This window comes from Amycolatopsis albispora (assembly GCF_003312875.1).
In the GTDB taxonomy this organism is placed as follows: Bacteria; Actinomycetota; Actinomycetes; order Mycobacteriales; family Pseudonocardiaceae; genus Amycolatopsis; species Amycolatopsis albispora.
Genome location: NZ_CP015163.1, coordinates 3,891,540 through 3,912,515, shown reverse-complemented (window position 1 = coordinate 3,912,515; position 20,976 = coordinate 3,891,540). Strand labels below are relative to the sequence as shown.

Annotated in this window: 11 protein-coding genes and 3 rRNA genes; 7 read left to right on the top strand and 7 right to left on the bottom strand. The window is 65.9% G+C overall.

Annotation, left to right across the window (positions count from 1 at the left end):
• Window positions 1-8: 8 nt before the first annotated feature.
• Window positions 9-635 (bottom strand): TetR/AcrR family transcriptional regulator, encoded by a 627-nt coding sequence (locus A4R43_RS18145; RefSeq protein WP_113693415.1) that lies wholly within the window; start codon window positions 633-635, stop codon window positions 9-11.
• 48 nt (window positions 636-683) lie between these two features.
• Between A4R43_RS18145 and A4R43_RS18140 the strand changes: the two genes are divergently transcribed.
• The 4 genes from A4R43_RS18140 to rrf all read left to right on the top strand — a co-directional run bounded on the left by A4R43_RS18140 (window position 684) and on the right by rrf (window position 7,015).
• Entirely contained in the window at window positions 684-1,580 is an 897-nt protein-coding gene (locus A4R43_RS18140; RefSeq protein ID WP_236809233.1) for an alpha/beta fold hydrolase, read from the top strand.
• 318 nt (window positions 1,581-1,898) lie between these two features.
• A 16S ribosomal RNA gene (locus tag A4R43_RS18135) occupies window positions 1,899-3,418 on the top strand.
• Window positions 3,419-3,699: 281 nt separating this feature from the next.
• Window positions 3,700-6,819, top strand: a 23S ribosomal RNA gene (locus A4R43_RS18130).
• A 79-nt stretch (window positions 6,820-6,898) separates the two neighbouring features.
• Window positions 6,899-7,015 (top strand): 5S ribosomal RNA (rrf, locus tag A4R43_RS18125).
• The 16S, 23S and 5S rRNA genes sit together here, the layout of an rRNA operon.
• A gap of 126 nt (window positions 7,016-7,141) precedes the next feature.
• Here the strand turns inward: rrf and A4R43_RS18120 are convergent.
• From A4R43_RS18120 to A4R43_RS18105, 4 genes are all read right to left on the bottom strand, one after another.
• The gene (locus A4R43_RS18120) at window positions 7,142-8,590 is read right to left on the bottom strand and encodes a serine/threonine-protein kinase (protein ID WP_236809103.1); all 1,449 of its coding nucleotides are present in this window, start codon (window positions 8,588-8,590) and stop codon (window positions 7,142-7,144) included.
• A gap of 79 nt (window positions 8,591-8,669) precedes the next feature.
• Window positions 8,670-9,557: an asparaginase gene (locus A4R43_RS18115; protein WP_113697698.1), complete on the bottom strand. Its 888-nt coding sequence runs from the start codon at window positions 9,555-9,557 to the stop codon at window positions 8,670-8,672.
• A 38-nt stretch (window positions 9,558-9,595) separates the two neighbouring features.
• Window positions 9,596-11,035, bottom strand: coding sequence for an amino acid permease (locus A4R43_RS18110; protein ID WP_113693413.1), 1,440 nt, complete (start codon window positions 11,033-11,035; stop codon window positions 9,596-9,598).
• Window positions 11,032-11,700 (bottom strand): FadR/GntR family transcriptional regulator, encoded by a 669-nt coding sequence (locus tag A4R43_RS18105; RefSeq protein WP_113693412.1) that lies wholly within the window; start codon window positions 11,698-11,700, stop codon window positions 11,032-11,034. Before A4R43_RS18105 ends, A4R43_RS18110 begins: the two co-directional genes overlap by 4 nt.
• Window positions 11,701-12,092: 392 nt before the next feature.
• Between A4R43_RS18105 and dnaE the strand changes: the two genes are divergently transcribed.
• From dnaE to A4R43_RS18090, 3 genes are all read left to right on the top strand, one after another.
• A complete protein-coding gene (gene dnaE / locus A4R43_RS18100; RefSeq protein WP_113697697.1) occupies window positions 12,093-15,683 on the top strand; it encodes a DNA polymerase III subunit alpha in 3,591 nt (1,196 codons plus the stop codon).
• A gap of 51 nt (window positions 15,684-15,734) precedes the next feature.
• Window positions 15,735-17,210: an MFS transporter gene (locus A4R43_RS18095; protein WP_236809102.1), complete on the top strand. Its 1,476-nt coding sequence runs from the start codon at window positions 15,735-15,737 to the stop codon at window positions 17,208-17,210.
• 343 nt (window positions 17,211-17,553) lie between these two features.
• A complete protein-coding gene (locus tag A4R43_RS18090; RefSeq protein WP_113697695.1) occupies window positions 17,554-18,687 on the top strand; it encodes a low temperature requirement protein A in 1,134 nt (377 codons plus the stop codon).
• An 86-nt stretch (window positions 18,688-18,773) separates the two neighbouring features.
• Here A4R43_RS18090 and A4R43_RS18085 read toward each other — a convergent pair whose 3' ends face one another.
• Together A4R43_RS18085 and A4R43_RS18080 are read right to left on the bottom strand one after the other, a co-directional pair.
• Window positions 18,774-19,955 (bottom strand): L,D-transpeptidase, encoded by a 1,182-nt coding sequence (locus A4R43_RS18085; protein ID WP_113693411.1) that lies wholly within the window; start codon window positions 19,953-19,955, stop codon window positions 18,774-18,776.
• Between the two features lie 66 nt (window positions 19,956-20,021).
• Window positions 20,022-20,900, bottom strand: coding sequence for a patatin-like phospholipase family protein (locus tag A4R43_RS18080; RefSeq protein WP_113693410.1), 879 nt, complete (start codon window positions 20,898-20,900; stop codon window positions 20,022-20,024).
• Between the last annotated feature and the right edge of the window lie 76 nt (window positions 20,901-20,976).

The window sequence follows — 20,976 nt, the reverse complement described above, 5'->3', positions numbered from 1 at the left end:
ACGGGAAATCAGTGCTTGTTCTGCTCGCCGGGGTCCGGCAGCCCGGCGGCGATCGCCGCGCAGGCCTGGTCGATCAACTCGGTGAGCGGTTCCTCGCCGCCGAAGGCGTGCCAGCGCATCACCGCGGCCTGCATGGCGTTCGCGACCACGCCGAACAGCAGGCGGGGGAACAGGTCCCGGTCCGGGTCCAGCCCGGTGCGCTCGGCGATCGCGACCACCACGGCGCGGTTGGAGCTGGCCTGGGCGGCGATCACCCTGGACACCAGCGCCGAGTTCCGCTCGATCACGTCCAGCCTGGCCAGCCAGTCCTCGCGCTCGGCCTCGATGCTTTCGATGTCCGGCTTGATCGCCTCGACCAGCGCCTCCAGCGAGGACAGGTGTGCCGGCGCGGCCAGGAACCGCTCCACCGAGCGCTGGGCGCGCTCCTCGTTGTCGGGGTAGGGCATCAGCACCGCGTCCTCTTTGGACGCGAAGTAGTTGAAGAAGGTCCGCGGCGAAACACCGGCCTCACCGGCGATGTCCTCGACGGTGACCTGGTCCAGTCCGCGCGCGGCTGCCAGCCGGACCGCGACCGAGGCCAGGGCGCGGTGGGTGGCGTGCTTCTTGCGCTCGCGCAGACCGGTGGGCTGGTTCATGCGGTCCAAGGTAGCAAGATTTTTGCAGAGCCTGCAAAGTTGCAGGATGTGAAACAGGTCTCCATCGAGCCGGTCCTGACCTGGGCTCGAGTTCGCGGGCATGATGGCGGGGTGCAGGCGTTCTTCGACGCGTACGACGCGGTACTGGACAGGTGGCCGGTCGAGCACGAGCCGGTGGACGTGGTGTCGGAGTTCGGCACCACCCGCGTGCAGGTGTGCGGCCCGCCGGACGGCCGCCCGCTGGTCCTGCTGCACGGCGGGGGCGCGACCTCGGCGGTGTGGCTGGCGAACGTCGCCGAGCTGAGCCGGGAACACCGGGTCTACGCGGTGGACCAGCTCGGCGGGCCGGGACGGAGCGTGCACAGCGGGCGCCCGTTCCGCCGTCCGGGCGACTTGCTCGACTGGCTGGACTCACTGTTCCGGCACTTCCGGCTCTCCGGGGCCGGGTTGTGCGGCCATTCGTATGGCGGCTGGCTTGCTCTTTCGTACGCGCTGCGCGCGCCCGCGCGCGTGGGAAAACTGGCGCTGCTCGATCCGACGCAGTGCTTCGCCGGGTTCCGTCCTGGCTACCTGATGCGTGCGCTGCCGTCGTTGCTGCGGCCCTCGGCCAAGCGCGAGCGGGCGTTGCTCGAGTGGGAGTTGCGTGGGGCGCCGGTCGACGCGGGGTGGCTGGATGTGGTTTCGCTGGGGGCGGAGTTCCCGTCGTCGAAGGTGGTCGCCGGGGGCAGGCCGCGGTCGCCGGCGCCGGCGATGCCGGTGCTCGTGGTGCTCGCCGGGAAGAGCCGGGCGCACGACGTGCGGAAGGTGGCAGCGAACGCGCGCGCCGCGCTGGGCTCGGTCGAGGTGCTGACGCTGCCCGAGGCGACGCACCACTCGCTGCCGCTCTGGCCCGCCGAGCCGCTCAACCACGCGCTCACCGCCTTCTACCAGGCAAGATCGCGTTAGGGGACCCCCCTTTTCGGGGGCAGTTCGGGGGCATGTAATGTTCTCTTCGTCGCCAGGGAGACCGGGCGGCCGCCGGGACTGCGAACCAAGCTCCCACCTCGTGTGGTAGAGTGGGTGGTCCCAAATCTGGAGCGGACACTACCCCCACTGAATCCGAGTGGTTCGACGTTGGGTAGGCTGTTCCAGGGCCAAAAACCTCGTGGTGTGTTGCTTGAGAACTCAACAGTGTGCTAGTGAACTAAGCCAGTAGAGCTTATTTGAAACCCCTCGTCGGGGTTTCCTTTGAGGAATACTAGATATTAGTCTAGATCAAATTCATTGTTGGAGAGTTTGATCCTGGCTCAGGACGAACGCTGGCGGCGTGCTTAACACATGCAAGTCGAACGATGAAGCCCTTTCGGGGGTGGATTAGTGGCGAACGGGTGAGTAACACGTGGGTAATCTGCCCTGTACTTTGGGATAAGCCCTGGAAACGGGGTCTAATACCGGATAGGACCGCGCATCGCATGGTGTGTGGTGGAAAGCTCCGGCGGTACAGGATGAACCCGCGGCCTATCAGCTTGTTGGTGGGGTGATGGCCTACCAAGGCGACGACGGGTAGCCGGCCTGAGAGGGCGACCGGCCACACTGGGACTGAGACACGGCCCAGACTCCTACGGGAGGCAGCAGTGGGGAATATTGCACAATGGGCGCAAGCCTGATGCAGCGACGCCGCGTGAGGGATGACGGCCTTCGGGTTGTAAACCTCTTTCGACAGGGACGAAGCGCAAGTGACGGTACCTGTAGAAGAAGCACCGGCTAACTACGTGCCAGCAGCCGCGGTAATACGTAGGGTGCGAGCGTTGTCCGGAATTATTGGGCGTAAAGAGCTCGTAGGCGGTTTGTCGCGTCGGCCGTGAAAACTGGAGGCTTAACCTTCAGCTTGCGGTCGATACGGGCAGACTTGAGTTCGGTAGGGGAGACTGGAATTCCTGGTGTAGCGGTGAAATGCGCAGATATCAGGAGGAACACCGGTGGCGAAGGCGGGTCTCTGGGCCGATACTGACGCTGAGGAGCGAAAGCGTGGGGAGCGAACAGGATTAGATACCCTGGTAGTCCACGCTGTAAACGTTGGGCGCTAGGTGTGGGCGACATTCCACGTTGTCCGTGCCGTAGCTAACGCATTAAGCGCCCCGCCTGGGGAGTACGGCCGCAAGGCTAAAACTCAAAGGAATTGACGGGGGCCCGCACAAGCGGCGGAGCATGTGGATTAATTCGATGCAACGCGAAGAACCTTACCTGGGCTTGACATGCACTGGAAACCGGCAGAGATGTCGGCCCCCTTGTGGCCGGTGTACAGGTGGTGCATGGCTGTCGTCAGCTCGTGTCGTGAGATGTTGGGTTAAGTCCCGCAACGAGCGCAACCCTTATCCTATGTTGCCAGCGGTTCGGCCGGGGACTCGTGGGAGACTGCCGGGGTCAACTCGGAGGAAGGTGGGGATGACGTCAAGTCATCATGCCCCTTATGTCCAGGGCTTCACACATGCTACAATGGCTGGTACAGAGGGCTGCGATACCGTGAGGTGGAGCGAATCCCTTAAAGCCGGTCTCAGTTCGGATCGCAGTCTGCAACTCGACTGCGTGAAGTCGGAGTCGCTAGTAATCGCAGATCAGCAACGCTGCGGTGAATACGTTCCCGGGCCTTGTACACACCGCCCGTCACGTCATGAAAGTCGGTAACACCCGAAGCCCATGGCCCAACCCCTTGTGGGAGGGAGTGGTCGAAGGTGGGACTGGCGATTGGGACGAAGTCGTAACAAGGTAGCCGTACCGGAAGGTGCGGCTGGATCACCTCCTTTCTAAGGAGCAACACATCCCAGCCCACGGGCTGGGAGTGGCCAGGGTTCAAGTGCCGAATGTGTACTTGCCGTGGTTGCTCAAGGAATTGTGGAACTACTGGTTATGGTCTGCTTGGTGAGAGCGGGCTCTGTTAGTACTGATCGTTCGCGGTCGTGGAACGTGGAGTCGGCGCTTGGTGAGTGGGTTGTTTGCTGGCACGCTGTTGGGTCCTGAGGCAGCACGCTGGTGTTGTTTCTGGTGTGGTGTTTGAGAACTGTAGAGTGGATGCGAGCATCTTTGTGGTCAAGTTGTTAAGAGCACATGGTGGATGTCTAGGCATCAGGAGCCGATGAAGGACGTGGGAGGCTGCGATAAGCCTCGGGGAGCTGTCAACCGAGCTGAGATCCGAGGGTGTCCGAATGGGGAAACCCAGCACCAGTTATGTGGTGTTACCCGCCGTTGAATATATAGACGGTGTGGAGGGAACGCGGGGAAGTGAAACATCTCAGTACCCGTAGGAAGAGAAAACAACCGTGATTCCGTGAGTAGTGGCGAGCGAAAGCGGATGAGGCTAAACCGTGCGCATGTCAAGCTGTCAGGCGTTGTGTGTGCGGTGTTGTGGGACCTGTCTTCCAGAAACTGACATTTCTGGCATGATGCTGCATGGTTAGTGGAATCACCTGGGATGGTGGACCGGAGTGGGTGAGAGTCCCGTACGCGAAAACTGTGTTGGTGTTGTGTGATGGTGTTCCCGAGTAGCAGCGAGCTCGTGGAATTTGCTGTGAATCTGCCGGGACCACCCGGTAAGCCTAAATACTTCCTGGTGACCGATAGCGGACTAGTACCGTGAGGGAAAGATGAAAAGTACCCCGGGAGGGGAGTGAAAGAGTACCTGAAACCGTGTGCTTACAAGCCGTCAGAGCCTTTCGGGGTGATGGCGTGCCTTTTGAAGAATGAGCCTGCGAGTTAGTGCTGCGTGGCGAGGTTAACCCGTGTGGGGTAGCCGTAGCGAAAGCGAGTCTGAATAGGGCGTTTGAGTCGCGTGGTCTAGACCCGAAGCGGAGTGATCTACCCATGGCCAGGGTGAAGCGCCGGTAAGACGGTGTGGAGGCCCGAACCCACTTAGGTTGAAAACTGAGGGGATGAGCTGTGGGTAGGGGTGAAAGGCCAATCAAACTCCGTGATAGCTGGTTCTCCCCGAAATGCATTTAGGTGCAGCGTCGTATGTTTCCCATCCGGGGTAGAGCTACTGGATGGCCTAGGGGCCTTACCGGGTTACCGAAGTCAACCAAACTCCGAATACGGGTGGGTGAGAGTGCGGCAGTGAGACGGCGGGGGATAAGCTTCGTCGTCGAGAGGGAAACAGCCCAGAACACCAGCTAAGGCCCCTAAGTGTGTGCTCAGTGGGAAAGGATGTGGGATTGCCCAGACAACCAGGAGGTTGGCTTAGAAGCAGCCATCCTTGAAAGAGTGCGTAATAGCTCACTGGTCAAGTGGTCCTGCGCCGACAATGTAGCGGGGCTTAAGCACACCGCCGAAGCTGTGTCATTCACACATTACATCGGCTCGAGTCTTTCGGGACTTGTGTCTAGTGGTGTGGATGGGTAGGGGAGCGTCCTGCATCCAGGGAAGCCGCGGTGTGAACCAGCGGTGGAGGGTGTGGGAGTGAGAATGCAGGCATGAGTAGCGAATGCAGAGTGAGAAACTCTGCCGCCGGATGACCAAGGGTTCCTGGGCCAGGCTAATCCGCCCAGGGTAAGTCGGGACCTAAGGCGAGGCCGACAGGCGTAGTCGATGGACAACGGGTTGATATTCCCGTACCCGAGCATGTGCGTCCCTGATGAGGCAGTTGATACTAACCACCCGAAGCGCAGGCTGGAGTCTTCGGACGAAGGCTTGTTGTGGAGCGTGGGGCCTGATTCTGTAGTAGTCAAGTGATGGGGTGACGCAGGAAGGTAGCTCCGCCAGTGAATGGTAGTACTGGTGTAAGCGTGTAGGCCGAGTGGTAGGTAAATCCGCCGCTCACATAGGCTGAGACGTGATGCGTAGCCGATTGAGGTGAAGTAGAGTGATCCTATGCTGCCGAGAAAAGCCTCTAGCGAGTGCGTGCACGGCCCGTACCCCAAACCAACACAGGTGGTCAGGTAGAGAATACTAAGGCGATCGGGTGAACTGTGGTTAAGGAACTCGGCAAAATGCCCCCGTAACTTCGGGAGAAGGGGGGCCAAACACCTTGAAGTCCCTTGCGGGCTAGGGGTGGGTGGCCGCAGAGACCAGCGGAAAGCGACTGTTTACTAAAAACACAGGTCCGTGCGAAGAAGTAATTCGATGTATACGGACTGACGCCTGCCCGGTGCTGGAACGTTAAGAGGACCGGTTAACTCCTTTCGGGGGGTGAAGCTGAGAATTTAAGCGCCAGTAAACGGCGGTGGTAACTATAACCATCCTAAGGTAGCGAAATTCCTTGTCGGGTAAGTTCCGACCTGCACGAATGGCGTAACGACTTTCCGGCTGTCTCAACCACAGGCCCGGCGAAATTGCATTACGAGTAAAGATGCTCGTTACGCGCGGCAGGACGGAAAGACCCCGGGACCTTTACTATAGTTTGGTATTGGTTTTCGGTTCGGTTTGTGTAGGATAGGTGGGAGACTGTGAAGCCTTCACGCTAGTGGGGGTGGAGTCGTTGTTGAAATACCACTCTGGCCGGATTGGGAATCTGAACCTACGCCCATGATCTGGGTGAGGGACAGTGCCTGATGGGTAGTTTAACTGGGGCGGTTGCCTCCTAAAGGGTAACGGAGGCGCCCAAAGGTTCCCTCAGCCTGGTTGGCAATCAGGTGTTGAGTGTAAGTGCACAAGGGAGCTTGACTGTGAGACTGACGGGTCGAGCAGGGACGAAAGTCGGGACTAGTGATCCGGCACCTCCTGGTGGAAGGGGTGTCGCTCAACGGATAAAAGGTACCCCGGGGATAACAGGCTGATCTTGCCCAAGAGTCCATATCGACGGCATGGTTTGGCACCTCGATGTCGGCTCGTCGCATCCTGGGGCCGGAGTAGGTCCCAAGGGTTGGGCTGTTCGCCCATTAAAGCGGCACGCGAGCTGGGTTTAGAACGTCGTGAGACAGTTCGGTCCCTATCCGCCGCGCGCGTAGGATACTTGCGGAAGGCTGTCCCTAGTACGAGAGGACCGGGACGGACGAACCTCTGGTATGCCAGTTGTCACGCCAGTGGCATGGCTGGTTGGCTACGTTCGGAAGGGATAACCGCTGAAGGCATCTAAGCGGGAAGCCTGTTCCTAGATGAGGTATCCCACCCCTTTGTGGGTTAAGGCCCCCAAGAGACGATTGGGTTGATAGGCCAGAAATGGAAGCGCAGTAATGTGTGGAGTTGACTGGTACTAATAGGCCGAGGACTTGCTACAAAGGTGCTTCGCATCCACTCTACGGTGTCTGAGACACCACACCGGAAACGTATGACACGTGTGTGTTGTTTCGTAGTGTTTCGGTGGTTATAGCGGCGGGGAAACGCCCGGTCCCATTCCGAACCCGGAAGCTAAGCCTGCCAGCGCCGATGGTACTGCACTCGAAGGGGTGTGGGAGAGTAGGACGCCGCCGAACTTAACTTAATGATAAAGAGTGTGGCCTCGAATCCCGGGTTGGGTTCGAGGCCACACTCTTTTTTGTGTTCAGGGGTCCTTTGCGCCGGGCGGCGGTTGGTGTGGTGCGCTGCCTGTGTCCGCGGGGCTAGTTGTTGTTTCGTGGCTTTTTCGGTGGCTGGTTCTTCGGCTTGCCGTTGTTGTCGGTGATGTTCTCGGGGTTGTTCGCGGGGGTGTTCTGGTTGCTGTTCTCGTCGCGGTTGCCGGTCGGCTGGGGCTGGGTGGTGTCCCCGCTCCCGGGCTGCGACTGTCCCCGGGGTTCGCCGCCGGTGGCGGGGGAGAGGGTCGCGGTCGCGGCGGGGACAACTGGCGCGGTCGCGGTCGGTGGCGTGGGCGGATGCTGCGGGGCCTGAGTGGCCGGGATGCCTGGGGAATCGATGTTCACCAGCGCGAAGGCACCGGCGGCCACCGCTGCGACCGCCGGGAGCGCAGCGGACAGCAGCAACTTCCTACGCCGTTTCCGCGGCTCGCCAACCGGTAGTTCCTGCGGCTCGCTAGCGGGTGGTTGTTCCTGCGAGTCGCTAACCGGCGGTTCCGGCGAGTCGCTAACCGGCGGTTGCCATGGCTCGCAAATTGGTGGGTGCCGTGGCTCATCAACCGGCGGTGCAGGCTGGTGAGCTGCCAGCGGCGTGTTGAGCGGTGCCCGTGGCAAGGCGGCCGGGAGTGGGGGTGCGGGTTCCGGCTGGAGCACCGTCTGGGCGACTGTTTCCAGTTCGAGGGCCAGCTGGGTGGCCGTCGGACGGGCGGTCGGGTGCTTGTCGGTCATGCGGCTCAGGAGGTCCCTCAGCGCGGGCGGGACCGTGTCCGGGATTTCCGGCGACCTCGTCAGCCTTGCCAGGGCGGATTCGACCATCGTGCCCGGGTATTCGCGATACCCCGTAAGGCATTCCAGCAGGATCAGGCCCAGCGCGTAGACGTCCGCCGGCGGGCCGACCTCACCGCCCCGCACCTGCTCCGGGGCCATGTACGCGGCCGTGCCGACGACCGCGCCGCTGGCGGTCAGGTCGGTACTGCCCAGCCGGTGCGCCAGGCCGAAGTCGGTGAGCAGGGGGCAGTCGCCGGCGAGGAGGATGTTCGCCGGTTTCAGGTCGCGGTGGGTGATCCCGCGGGAATGCACGTACGCGAGCGCGTCGGCGACGGCTGCGCCGAGGCGTGCCGTTTCTGCCGCCGTCAACCGGCCGTACAGGATGCGGCCCGCCAGCGTCGGGCCCTCGACCAGCTGCATCACCAGATACGCCCGGTCCAGGTCGAAGCCCGACTCGCGGAACTCGACCAGGCCGGGGTGCCGCAACTCGGCCAGCACCCGGAACTCCCGCTCCCGGCGCAGGAAATCCTGGCCGGCGACCCCGGCGTGGAACAGCTTCACCGCCACGTCCCGCTCGGTCCGCAGGTCCAGCGCCCGGTACACCACGGCACTGCTGCCCGCACCCGTCTTCGACAGCAGGCGGTACCGCCCGCCCACCAGCGCCGGGCTCACCGGCTCCTCGGCGAAAACGGGCAGGTCGAACCGCGGCAACGTGTGGTCCGCCGAACTCACCGCCGGGCTCCTCAGCTCCTCGAACGAACGCGCGAGCTGTCAGGGTTACCCGGACGGGGGGCAGGCCAAACCTCGGAAATCAGCCGACCGGGGCCAGCGCCAGTTCCCCGGTCACGCGCATCGACGGGTCCTGGTCCAGACCGGTCTCCACGCCGAGCACGCCCAGCGCGGCCAGGGTGACCGGCAGCCGGGCGCGGTCGCCGCCGTCGGCGATCTTGATGCCGAGCGCGGAGCCGTCCGGCAGCGCGGCGACCTGCACGCCTTCGAATCCGTCTTTCGCGATCAGGCCGGGCACCGACCGCATCAGCCTGGTCACGTCACGCCGGGTCCCGGCCACCATCTCCGGGTGCCGCCGGATCGCGTGCGCCACGGTGCCCTCGGCGGTGTCCGGGTCGGCTGCCGCGATGCGCCCGATCGCCCTGGTCAGCCCGAGCAGGGAGATCGAGAACAGCGGGGCACCGCAGCCGTCGGCGGCCACCTTCGCGATCTCCTCGCCGGACAGCTCGGTGACCACGTTCGCGATCTCGCGCTGCAGCGGGTGATCCGGCCGCAGGTAGTCCTTTGTGGACCAGCCGTGGTCGCGGCTGACCGCCAGCATCGCCGCGTGCTTGCCGGAGCAGTTGTGCGAGAGCTTGCTGGCCGGGCGCCCGGCGGTCAGCCAGGCGTCCCGGACCACCGGGTCGTACGGCAGGTCCACCGGGTTGCGGAGATCGGCCCGGGTGCACCCGGCGTCGCCCAGGATGCGGCGGACCCCGGCGAGGTGGAAGTCCTCGCCGGAGTGGCTGGCCGCGACCAGCGCGCGGAGGTCGTCCGGCAGGTCGAGGCCGAGCCGGGTCATCGCCACCGCCTGCAGCGGTTTCGCCGCCGAGCGCGGGTAGCCGGGCGACTTCACGTCACCGGTGGCGAAGCGCACCTCGCCGTCCGGGCCGAGCACCACGACGGAGCCGAAGTGGACGCTCTCGACCATCCCGTCGCGCAGGACGTGGAGCAGTGGAACGTGGTCGATCACGGCCTGCCCTCGCCCAGTGCCTTCGTGGTGTCCACCCGCTTGCGGACGACGAACCAGCCGACCACCAGCGCCAGCACGATCGCGGGCAGCGACAGCAGGGTCAGCCTGCCCAGCTCGTCGAACCACATCAGCACCACCACGCTGGCCAGGAAGACCAGGGTGACGATCTCGGTGACCGGGGAGCCGGGCAGCCGGAACGACGGCCGCTGCGCCAGCCCGGCCTTCGCCTTCCGCCAGAACAGCAGGTGCGACAGCATGATGATGCCCCAGGTGGACAGGATGCCGATGGCGGCGAAGTTCAGCACGATCTCGAAGGCGTCCGCGGGCACCACGTAGTTCAGGCCGACGCCCAGCACGCAGATCGCCGCGGTGAGCAGGATGCCGCCGTAGGGCACGTGGTTGCGGTTCATCACGCCGGTGAACTTCGGCGCCGAACCGGCCACCGCCATCGAGCGCAGGATGCGGCCGGTGGAGTACAGCCCGGAGTTCAGGCTCGACATCGCCGCGGTCAGCACCACCAGGTTCATCACGTCACCCGCGGCGGGGATGCCGATGTTCGACAGCACGGTGACGAACGGGCTTTCGCCCTTGGTGTAGGAACTCCACGGCATCAGCATCGCCAGCAGCACCACCGAGCCGACGTAGAAGACACCGATCCGCCACATGATCGAGTTGATCGCCTTCGGCATGATCTTCGCCGGTTCGGCGGTCTCCCCGGCGGTGACGCCGACCAGCTCGACCGAGGCGTAGGCGAACACGATGCCCTGGATCACCAGCACCAGCGGGAGCAGGCCGTTCGGCAGGAAACCGCCCTCGCTGCCGAGCAGGCCGACGCTCGGCGTGGTGCCGTTGATCGGGTCGCCGGTGACCAGCAGGAAGATGCCGATGCCCATGAAGATGACCAGCGCGGCCACCTTGATGATGGCGAACCAGAACTCCAGCTCGCCGAACAGCTTCACCGAGACCAGGTTCAGCACCAGCACGATGGCCAGCGCGACCAGCGCCAGCACCCACTGCGGGATCGGCGTGAAGAAGCTCCAGAAGTGGGCGTACAGCGCGATCGCGGTGATGTCCGCGATGCCGGTGGTGGCCCAGTTGAGGAAGTACATCCACCCGGCGACGTAGGCGCCCTTCTCGCCCATGAACTCACGCGCGTAGGAGACGAACGCGCCGGAGGACGGGCGGTGCAGGATCAGCTCGCCGAGCGCGCGCACCACGAAGAAGGCGAAGAGGCCGCAGATGGCGTAGGCGACCGCGAGCGCGGGCCCCGCCGAGGCGAGCCTGCCGCCGGCGCCGAGGAACAGGCCGGTGCCGATGGCGCCGCCGATGGCGATCATGCTGATGTGCCGCGGCTTGAGCGCCTTGCTGTAGCCGGCGTCCCCGGCGTCGACCGGTTCGGCCGTCGCCTTGGCCGGCTGCAGGATCTGGTCCGTCACGGGTGCTCCGAGGGTCGGTGCGCGTCTTTGCGCACGATGGTTTCGAGGGTTCGCTCGACGTTGTCGAGGTGCCGGGTCATCGCTTCGACGGCGGCCGCTTCGGCCCCGTCGGCGATGGCGCGCACGATTTCGGCGTGCTCGGCGTTGGACTCGGCCTGGCGGTCGCCGAGCTGGTTGAGGAAGCTCGACTGGCGGGAGAGCGCGTCGCGGATCTCCTCGATGACCTTGCCGAAGGCCGGGTTGCCCGAGGCCTGGGCGATGGTGATGTGGAACAGGCTGTCCAGCGCCACCCAGCCGGTGTTGTCGGTTTCGGCGCCCATCTTGTCGAGCAGGTGCTCGAGCAGGTCGAGGTCGTCCTGGCCGCGGCGCAGGGCCGCGTACCCGGCGACCGGGATCTCCACGTGCCTGCGGACCTCGAACAGGTCGCGGGCCGAGTAGTCGCCGAAGACCGGGTTCTCCACCGGGCCCGCGGCCGCGACGAAGGTGCCCTTGCCCGGGCGGGATACGGTCAGCCCGAGTGCCTGCAGCGCGCGCAGCGCCTCGCGCACCACCGAGCGGCTGACCTCGAACTCCGCCGACAGCGCGGCCTCCGACGGCAGCTTGCCGCCGACGGCGTAGTCTCCGCGCTCGATGGCGCCGCGGAGCCCGGCGAGCACCGCCTCCATCGCGGTCATCCGCCGGGCGGTATGTCCGACTGTCTGGCTGTCTGACAGGTTCACGAGGGGTGATGGTGCGGTCGCGCGCTCGGCGTTGTCAAGCGGACCGGACGGCGGGTGCATACCGGCGGGTTTGGCTTGCGGGGCCGGGAATTCCGCGTTGAGCTGCGGGGTGGGCGGCGCGGGGTGGATCTTGGTGTGCCGCGCGGGTGAGCTGGGTCACTAGGGAGTTCCAGCGGTCGGCTGCGCCGAGCTGAAGGGGGCTTGAGCCGAGGGGTGCGGCTTACCTGAGGGGTTCGGCTGAGCGGCGTGCCGCTGATGCTGACGATCTTGGGTTGGCATAGGGTGGATCCCCCGGGTGACGGGCGCGGCCGGTTGGTGTTCAGGGGAGGTTTTTGCTGGTGTCCAAGGACTCTTTTGTCCACCTGCATGTGCACACCGAGTACTCGATGCTGGACGGTGCGGCGAAGATCGCGCCGTTGTTCGCGGAGGCGTCGCGGTTGGGGATGCCGGCGGTGGGGATGACCGACCACGGCAACATGTACGGGGCGGACGAGTTCTACCAGCAGGCCCGCAAGGCCGGGATCACGCCGATCATCGGGATCGAGGCGTATGTGGCGCCGGAGTCGCGGTTCCACAAGAAGCCGGTGTTCTGGGGGCAGTCCAACCAGCGTGGCGCGGATGAGTTCGGTGAGGGTGGGGACGTCTCGGGTGGGGGCGCCTACACGCACATGACGATGCTGGCGGAGAACGCGGCGGGGTTGCGGAACCTGTTCCGGTTGTCGTCGCTGGCGAGCCTGGAGGGGTATTACCGGAAGCCGCGGATGGATCGGGAGCTGATCTCGGAGCATCACGAGGGGATCATCGCCACGACGGGGTGCCCGTCGGGTGAGGTGCAGACGCGGTTGCGGCTGGGGCAGAAGGCCGAGGCGATCCAGGCGGCGTCGGACTACAAGGACATTTTCGGGCCGGACAACTTCTTCCTGGAGTTGATGGATCACGGGTTGCCGATCGAGCGGTCGGTGCGGGAGGGGCTGCTGGAGATCGGCAGGCAGCTGGGGATCCGGCCGCTGGCGACGAACGATTCGCATTATGTGACGCGGGATCAGGCGGATACGCACAGTGCGTTGCTGTGTGTGCAGGCGGGTAAGACGCTGAATGACCCGAACCGGTTCAAGTTCGATGGTGATGGTTACTACCTGAAGTCCGCGGCGGAGATGCGGGAGTACTGGGACACCGAGGTCCCGGGCGCGGCGGACTCGACGTTGATGATCGCCGAACGCGTCCAGTCCTACGAAGAGGTCTACGCGCACAAGGACCGCCTCCCGTTCTTCGAGGTGCCCGAGGGCTACGACCAGGGCGCCTGGCTGCGCGAGGAGGTCCAGCGCGGCCTCAAGTGGCGTTTCCCCAACGGCGCGCCCGAGGGCTACCAGGAGCGCCTCGAGGTCGAGCTGGACGTCATCATCGGCAAGGGCTTCCCCGCCTACTTCCTGATCGTCGCCGACCTGATCAACTACGCCCGCCGCGTCGGCATCCGCGTCGGCCCGGGCCGTGGTTCGGCCGCCGGTTCGCTGGTCGCCTACGTGCTCGGTATCACCAACCTGGACCCGATCCCGCAGAAGCTGCTGTTCGAGCGGTTCCTCAACCCCGAGCGCGTCTCGATGCCCGACATCGACATCGACTTCGACGACCGCCGCCGCGGTGAGATGATCCGCTACGCCACCGACAAGTACGGCGTGGACAAGGTTGCCCAGGTGATCACCTTCGGCACCATTAAGACCAAGGCGGCGATCAAGGACGCCGCACGAGTCCACTACGGACAGCCCGGCTACGCGATCGCGGACAAGATCTCCAAGGCCCTGCCGCCGCCGATCATGGCCAAGGACATCCCGCTCTCGGGCATCGTCGACCCCAAGCACGAGCGCTACGGCGAAGCCGCCGAGGTGCGCTCGCTGATCGAGACCGACTCCGAGGTCGCCACCATCTTCGAGACCGCGCGCGGCCTCGAAGGGCTGATCCGCAACGCCGGTGTGCACGCCTGCGCGGTGATCATGTCGAGCGAGCCGCTGACCAACGCGATCCCGTTGTGGCAGCGCGACGACGGCTCCATCATCACCGGCTGGGACTACCCGTCGTGCGAGGCCATCGGCCTGCTGAAGATGGACTTCCTCGGCCTGCGCAACCTGACCGTCATCGGCGACGCGATCGACAACATCAAGGCCAACCGCGGGGTCGACATCGATCTCGACACCCTGGGCGTCGACGATCCGGAGACCTACAAGCTGCTCGCCCGCGGTGACACGCTCGGCGTGTTCCAGCTGGACGGCGGGCCGATGCGTGACCTGCTGCGCCGCATGCAGCCCACGCGGTTCGACGACATCGTCGCGGTCGGCGCGCTGTACCGCCCCGGCCCGATGGGCATGAACGCGCACAACGACTACGCCGACCGCAAGAACGGGCGGCAGAACGTCAAGCCGATCCACCCCGAGCTGGACGAGCCCCTGAAGGAGATCCTGGCCGACACCTACGGCCTGATCGTCTACCAGGAGCAGATCATGCACATCGGCCAGAAGGTGGCCGGTTACTCGATGGGCCGCGCGGACGTGCTCCGCCGCGCGATGGGCAAGAAGAAGCAGGAAGTCCTCGAGAAGGAGTTCGAGGGCTTCGAAGCCGGGATGAAGGCCAGCGACCTGGTGCCCGGCGGCTTCTCCGACGAGGCGATCAAGGCGCTCTGGGACACGATCCTCCCGTTCGCCGGCTACGCGTTCAACAAGAGCCACGCGGCCGCCTACGGCCTGATCTCGTACTGGACCGCGTACCTCAAGGCCAACTACACCGCGGAGTACATGGCCGCGCTGCTGACCTCGGTCGGCGACAACAAGGACAAGTCGGCCATCTACCTGTCCGAGTGCCGCCGCCTCGGGATCAAGGTGCTGCCGCCGGACGTCAACGAGTCGGCCCAGCGGTTCGCGGCCGTCGGGGACGACATCCGCTTCGGCATGGGCGCGGTCCGCAACGTCGGCGCGAACGTGGTCGAGTCGATCATCAAGACCCGCGAGGAGAAGGGCAAGTACACCTCGTTCACCGACTTCCTGGACAAGTCGGAGCTGGTGGCCTGCAACAAGCGGGTGATCGAGTCGCTGATCAAGGCCGGGGCCTTCGACTCCATGGGCAACACGCGGCTGTCCATGGTCCAGGCACACGAGGAGGCCGTGGAAGCGGTCGTGCCGCTCAAGCGCCAGCAGGCGATGGGCCAGTTCGACCTGTTCGGGCCGATGGGTGACGAACCCGATGACGCCGCCGCCGCGGCTGCTTCGTCCCCGCTGGCGCACCTGAAGTTCAGCGACGAGGAGTACCCGCGCAAGCAGCTGCTCTCCTACGAGCGCGAGATGCTGGGCCTCTACGTTTCGGCGCACCCGCTGGATGGGGCCGAGCGGATCCTGCGCAAGCACGCGAAGAAGCCGATCGCGGCGATCCTGGCCGATCCGCCGAAGGAAGGCGAGATCGTGGTGTCCGGGCTGATCACGTCGCTGGAGCGGCGGGTCAACAAGAAGGGCGAGCCCTGGGCGATCTGCACGGTGGAGGACATGGACGCCTCGCTGGAGGTGCTGTTCTTCCCGAAGTCCTACGCGATCTTCGCGGCGGACCTGGTCGAGGACAACGCGGTGCTGGTCAAGGGCCGGGTCAACTGGCGCGAGGAGAAGATGTCGGTGTTCGGCGGCGGGCTGGTGCCGCTGGACCTGTCCGACGCCGCGATCGGGGACGAGGAACCGCCGCTGGTGCTGCTGGTCGCCGCGGAGAAGCTCGACCAGTCGGTGGTCAGCGAGCTGAAGTCGACCCTGCTGGCGCACAAGGGTGACACCCCGGCGCACCTGAAGCTGATGGGCAAGCAGGGGCAGCGGATGTACGCGCTGGACGACTACCCGGTGCGGGTCAGTTCGATGCTGATGGGCGAGTTGAAGAGCATTCAAGGCATCACGGCGAACACGTGATCTCGGTGGCCCCGGTGAGCCGGGGCTGCCGATCCGCGCGACGATGGTCGGGTGAGCACAGCCGAGGCCGGTCAACGCGTCGAACCCGATCCCCGTCGCTGGAAGGCGCTCGCGGTGACCTTGACCGCGGGCTTCATGGTGCTGCTCGACGTCAGCATCGTGAACGTGGCCCTGCCGTCGATGCAGCGCGACCTCGGGGCGTCGGCCGGCGGCATGCAGTGGGTGGTTTCCGGTTACGCGCTGACCTTCGGCCTGGTGCTGGTGGCGGGCGGCAGGCTCGGCGACGCGCTGGGCAGGCGGCGGATGTTCCTGTTCGCGCTCACCGGTTTTGTGCTGACCAGCGCGCTCGCCGGGGCCGCGCCGACCGAGCTGCTGCTGATCCTGGCCCGGCTGCTGCAGGGCGTCGCGGGCGGGCTGCTCACCCCGCAGAACACCGGCCTGATCCAGGAGTTGTTCTCCGGCCCGGAACGCGGGCGCGCGTTCGGCATGTTCGGGGCCACGGTCGGGCTGTCCACCGCGGTCGGCCCGGTGCTGGGCGGGGTGATCCTGGCCGCGTTCGGTGATCCGGACGGCTGGCGGTGGGTGTTCTTCGTGAACATCCCGATCGGTGCGCTGGCGCTGGTGCTCGCGGCCAGGCTGCTGCCGAAGTCACCGCGGCGGCTGCGCGGGCTGGGGTCCGAACTGGACTTCGTCGGCGCGTTGCTGCTCGGGCTGGCGGTGGCCGGGGTGCTGTTCCCGGTGATGGAGGCCGAGCAGGGCGGGCTCACCGGCCTGTGGTGGATGTTCCCGCTCGCCGTGCTGCTGGGTGCGGTTTTTGTCTGGTGGGAACGGCGGCTGGTCCGGCTGGAGCGGGCGCCGCTGCTGGACGTCCGGTTGTTCACCAGCGTGCGCGGGTTCACCAGCGGCGCCACGCTCGGCTCGGTCTACTTCTGCGCGTTCACCGGGATCTGGCTGGTTTTTGCGATGTTCTTCCAGCAGGGCCTGGGATACACGCCGCTGGAGTCGGGGCTGGCGGTGACGCCGTTCGCGGTCGGCTCGGCGGTTTCGTCGGTGGTGGCGGGCAGGCTGGTCGAGCGCTGGGGTCGCCGGCTGACGGTGACCGGGCTGACCATGGTGGTGGTCGGCATGGTCGGCTCGGGCGTGGCGGTGCTGCTGTTCCCGCAGCACGCCGGATTCGCGGTGGCGTTGCCGTTGCTGATCGGCGGGCTCGGCGGCGGCATGGTGATCTCGCCGAACACCACGCTGACCCTGGAGTGCGTGCCGACCGCGATGGCCGGGGTGGCCGGGGGCGCGCTGCAGACCGGGCAGCGCATCGGCACGGCGATCGGCACGGCCTTGCTCGCCTCGGTTTTCCACGCCGTGGTCACCGGATCGGGTGAGGATTACCCGGTGGCGCTGGCGGTGTCGATGGGCTGCGCGGCGGCGCTCACCGCGGTCGCGCTCGGGCTCGGCGTTTTTGAGCTCCGGCGGCGGCGCGTCGCAGTCGGGGAAGCGCCCAGCGTATTCGTTGATAGTCCATCCGGGTGACACGTCGGTCAGCTAATGGCGCTACGCAGAGCAACTGTGACAGGCTTTTGGCACCTTCGTGAGGGGGGAAACCGTTACCCGCTGTGGTAATTCCGGTCAGCTGCTTGTGCCGGATCGGCTCCCGGACGCGCATCCGGGAGGAGCTCTCGGCCCGCCCGTCGCCGACGGCCGCGGGGGATCGCACGGTGACCGCTGAGAGCGTCACCCGAGGACGGGCAGCACGCGCGAAGGACCACTGGGGTGGGCTCGGGAACGGGGAGAACCCGGGCCCACTCCAGTACGATCCCGGGCCGTGACCACCGAGGAACGGCAGCGCCACCACGTCCGCGTCTGGTACCGGCCGATGCGCGCCAGGGACGCCCGCGAACCACACCGCGCCGCGACCCCGCTGGAACTGCTCTTCGACCTCTGCTTCGTGGTGGCTGTCGCGCAGGCCGCCGCCGGGCTGCACCACGCCGTCGCGGAGAACCACACCGGGGAGGGGCTGGTCGGCTTCCTGATGGTGTTCTTCGCCATCTGGTGGGCGTGGATGAACTTCACCTGGTTCGCCTCGGCCTTCGACACCGACGACGGGCCGTATCGGCTGACCACCCTGGTGCAGATCGCGGGCAGCCTGGTGGTCGCGGCGGGCATCGAGCGCGCCTTCGACGGCGACTTCCGCGTGATCATCATCGGGTACGTGGTGATGCGGCTGGCCATGGTCACCCAGTGGCTGCGCGCGGCGCGGTCCGATGTGGACTGCCGTCCGACGTCGCTGCGGTACGCCGCGGGCATCGTGCTCGCGCAGCTCTGCTGGGTGGGCTGGCTGTTCCTGCCCGCGGCGTGGCAGCTTCCGGCGTTCCTGGTGTTCGTGCTGCTCGAGCTGGCCACACCGGTGATCGCGGAACGCGCGCACGGCACGAGCTACCACCGGCACCACATCGCCGAGCGGTACGGGCTGTTCACCATCATCGTGCTCGGCGAAACGATCCTCAGCTCCACCAACGCCTTCCGTGAGGCCATCGCCGAAGGACACGTGGCGGACCTGGTGTCGCTGGCGGTCGCCGCGCTGGTGATCGTGTTCTCCCTGTGGTGGCTGTACTTCGACCAGCCCGGTCACGTTCGGCTGACCACCCTGCGTGCCTCGCTCAACTGGGGTTACGGGCACTACGTGATCTTCGCTTCGCTGGCCGCGCTGGGTGCCGGGATCGAGGTGGCCGTGGACTACGACACGCACACCGCGCACATCGGCGGCGTGGCCACCGCGCTGGCCACCACGATCCCGGTGGCGTTGTTCCTGCTCAGCGTGTGGGTGCTGCACGTGGGCGTGCGCAACGAATGCCGCCCGATCGCGATCGGCTTCCCGGTCGCCGCGGTGCTGGTGCTGTTGTCCACCTTCAGCCCGGCGCCCATCCACTTCACCGCCGGGGTCTGCGCGTTGCTGGTGCTGACGGTGGTGCTGGCCACGCGCGGCCACCCGGTCGAAGAGAATGCTTGACGTGGTTTGCGTGGCGGTGCGGGTGGCGGAGCCGGTTGACGGCCCCACCGCAAGCGGCTCCGCCGCTTCAGGAAATGCCCAGGGCGTTAGTGCAGAGCGCTACCGGCTACCCACTGTTCCCACGGCACGGCCCAGTCGCCGTAGAGGTCCCAGACCGGTAGCTGCGGGCCGCCGGAGTTGGTCACCTCGACCACGTCACCGAGGCCGAGGTTGTCGAAGAACCACTTGGCGTTCTCGGCGTTGAGGTTGATGCAGCCGTGGGAGACGTTCGAGCTGCCCTGCTGGCCGACGCTGTTCGGGTTCTCGTGCACGAACTCGCCGTCGTTCGAGATCCGCAGCGACCACTTCTCCTGCGTCCGGTAGTAACCGGGGGAGCCCTGGCAGACGCCGTAGGTGCACGAGTCCATGGTGTAGCTCTCGTGCTTCTCGGAGATCACGTGCGCGCCGAGATGGGTCGGCGTGGCGTCCTTGCCCATCGAGATCGGCATGGTCTTCACCAGCGCTCCACTGTGGAATATCTGCATCTGCTCGGTGTTGCCGTCGGCCTTGGCCACCCAGGAATCGTGCACCCGGTACGTTTCCTCGCGGTCCTGCGCGCCGTAGACACCGCCGCCGAAATCGACGCCGTACACCTTCGCCGCCACTTTCAGCGTGGTGCCGGGCCGCCAGTACTCCTTGGGTCGGTAGTGCACGTTCTGGTCGTCGATCCAGTACCAGCCGCCCTCCTGCGCCGGTTCGGAGACCACCGACAGCGACTTTTCCACGTTCGCCTTCGCGGCGTCGCCCTTCACCGGCTGGCTGAACTGGAACACGATCGGCTGGCCGACGCCGATCCCGGCCTGCGCGACCGCGCCCGGCGCCGGGATCAGGTTCGGCTCGGCCTGCTGCTTCGGCGTCAGCGTGCTGATCCGCGCCTGCTGTTCGACCGGTTTTCCTTGCTGGTCAACGGCTTTCGCGGTGATCGTGTAGCTGGCGCCGTACCCGAGCGGCTCGGCCGAGGTCCAGCTGGTGCGGTCCGGCGCGAGCGTGCCCTTGACCTGCGTCCCCCGCGCGGTGTTGGCCACGGTCACCTCGGTCAGGCCCGCGTTCTCGGTGTGCACGGTGATCGGCGTGACCGGGCTGAGGTCCTGCCCGCCCGCCGGTTCGATGCGCACCACCGGCTGGCCCGGCTCGGGCGCGGCGGTTTCCCCGGAATCGCCCGCCGAGCACGCGGAAAGCAGTAGCAACGCGGCCAGCGGAAGCAAGAGTAAAGACTTCTTGGGTGCCATGTGATCTCTTTTTTAAGAATTGACGCGGTGGATTTCCCTCGACGTCAAAAGTACCCGAGATCGGGGTCAAGGCGTGGCGAGGCCGGGCACCCCGTAAAGGCCGGGACCGTGCACGGAAAGGTTTTCCAGGTGCTTTTTGGCCGATTTGTACGCGAGTGCGGTGAATTCGCCGGTGTGCCGGAAGTCGAGCGGGCTCACCCGCACGGGTGCCGGCCCGGGCAGGTAGACCACCGGCACCTCGGCCGCGGCGATCGGCGCCTCCAGCACCGCCTGGTTCCGCATGCTGATCATCGCGGTGAACATCAGCACCTCGGCCAGGGTCTGCGGCCGGGACGGCAGCTGGCCGGGAAACGCGCAGTCCAGCACGACCAGCGACTTCGCGCCCATCGCGATCGCCTGGCGCATCGGCACGTTGGCCACCAGCCCGCCGTCGTAGAGCAGCCTGCCCTCGTGCTCGACCGGCGGGTAGATGCCCGGGATGGCGCAGCTGGCCAGCAGCGCGGGCCGCAGCTCGCCCGAGCGGATGAGCCGCGGCTCGGCCGTCTCCACGTCGGTGGTCACCACGCCCAGCGGCAGCGCGAGGTCCTCGAAGGTGACGCCCTCGCCGAGGTACTCGTCGACGATCGCGGCCAGCCCGGTGTTCGGGAACAGGTTGGTGCCGCTGTGCCGCAGCGTGCGGACCTGGCTGAACACCCCGCCGGGAAAGGCTTCGTGCCGGGTCATCCTGGTCCAGATGCGCTGCAGCCGCTCGGCCTGCTCGGCCGGGTCGTCGCTCTTGAGGGCGAGCACGGCGCCGTTGAGCGAGCCGACCGAGGTGCCGGTCACCAGGTCGGGGGTCAGCCCGGCTTCGGTCAGCGCCCGCAGCATGCCGACCTGCATCGCGCCCAGGCTGCCACCGCCGCCGAGCACGAACGCGAGCGGGCGCGGGAGTCCTGCCGTGGTCATCCGCCTTGCCTCCTGATCGGGGTCGAACTCTTCAGTAACGTAGCCCGCCTGCCGGTTTCCCTTTCGCTACTGATGG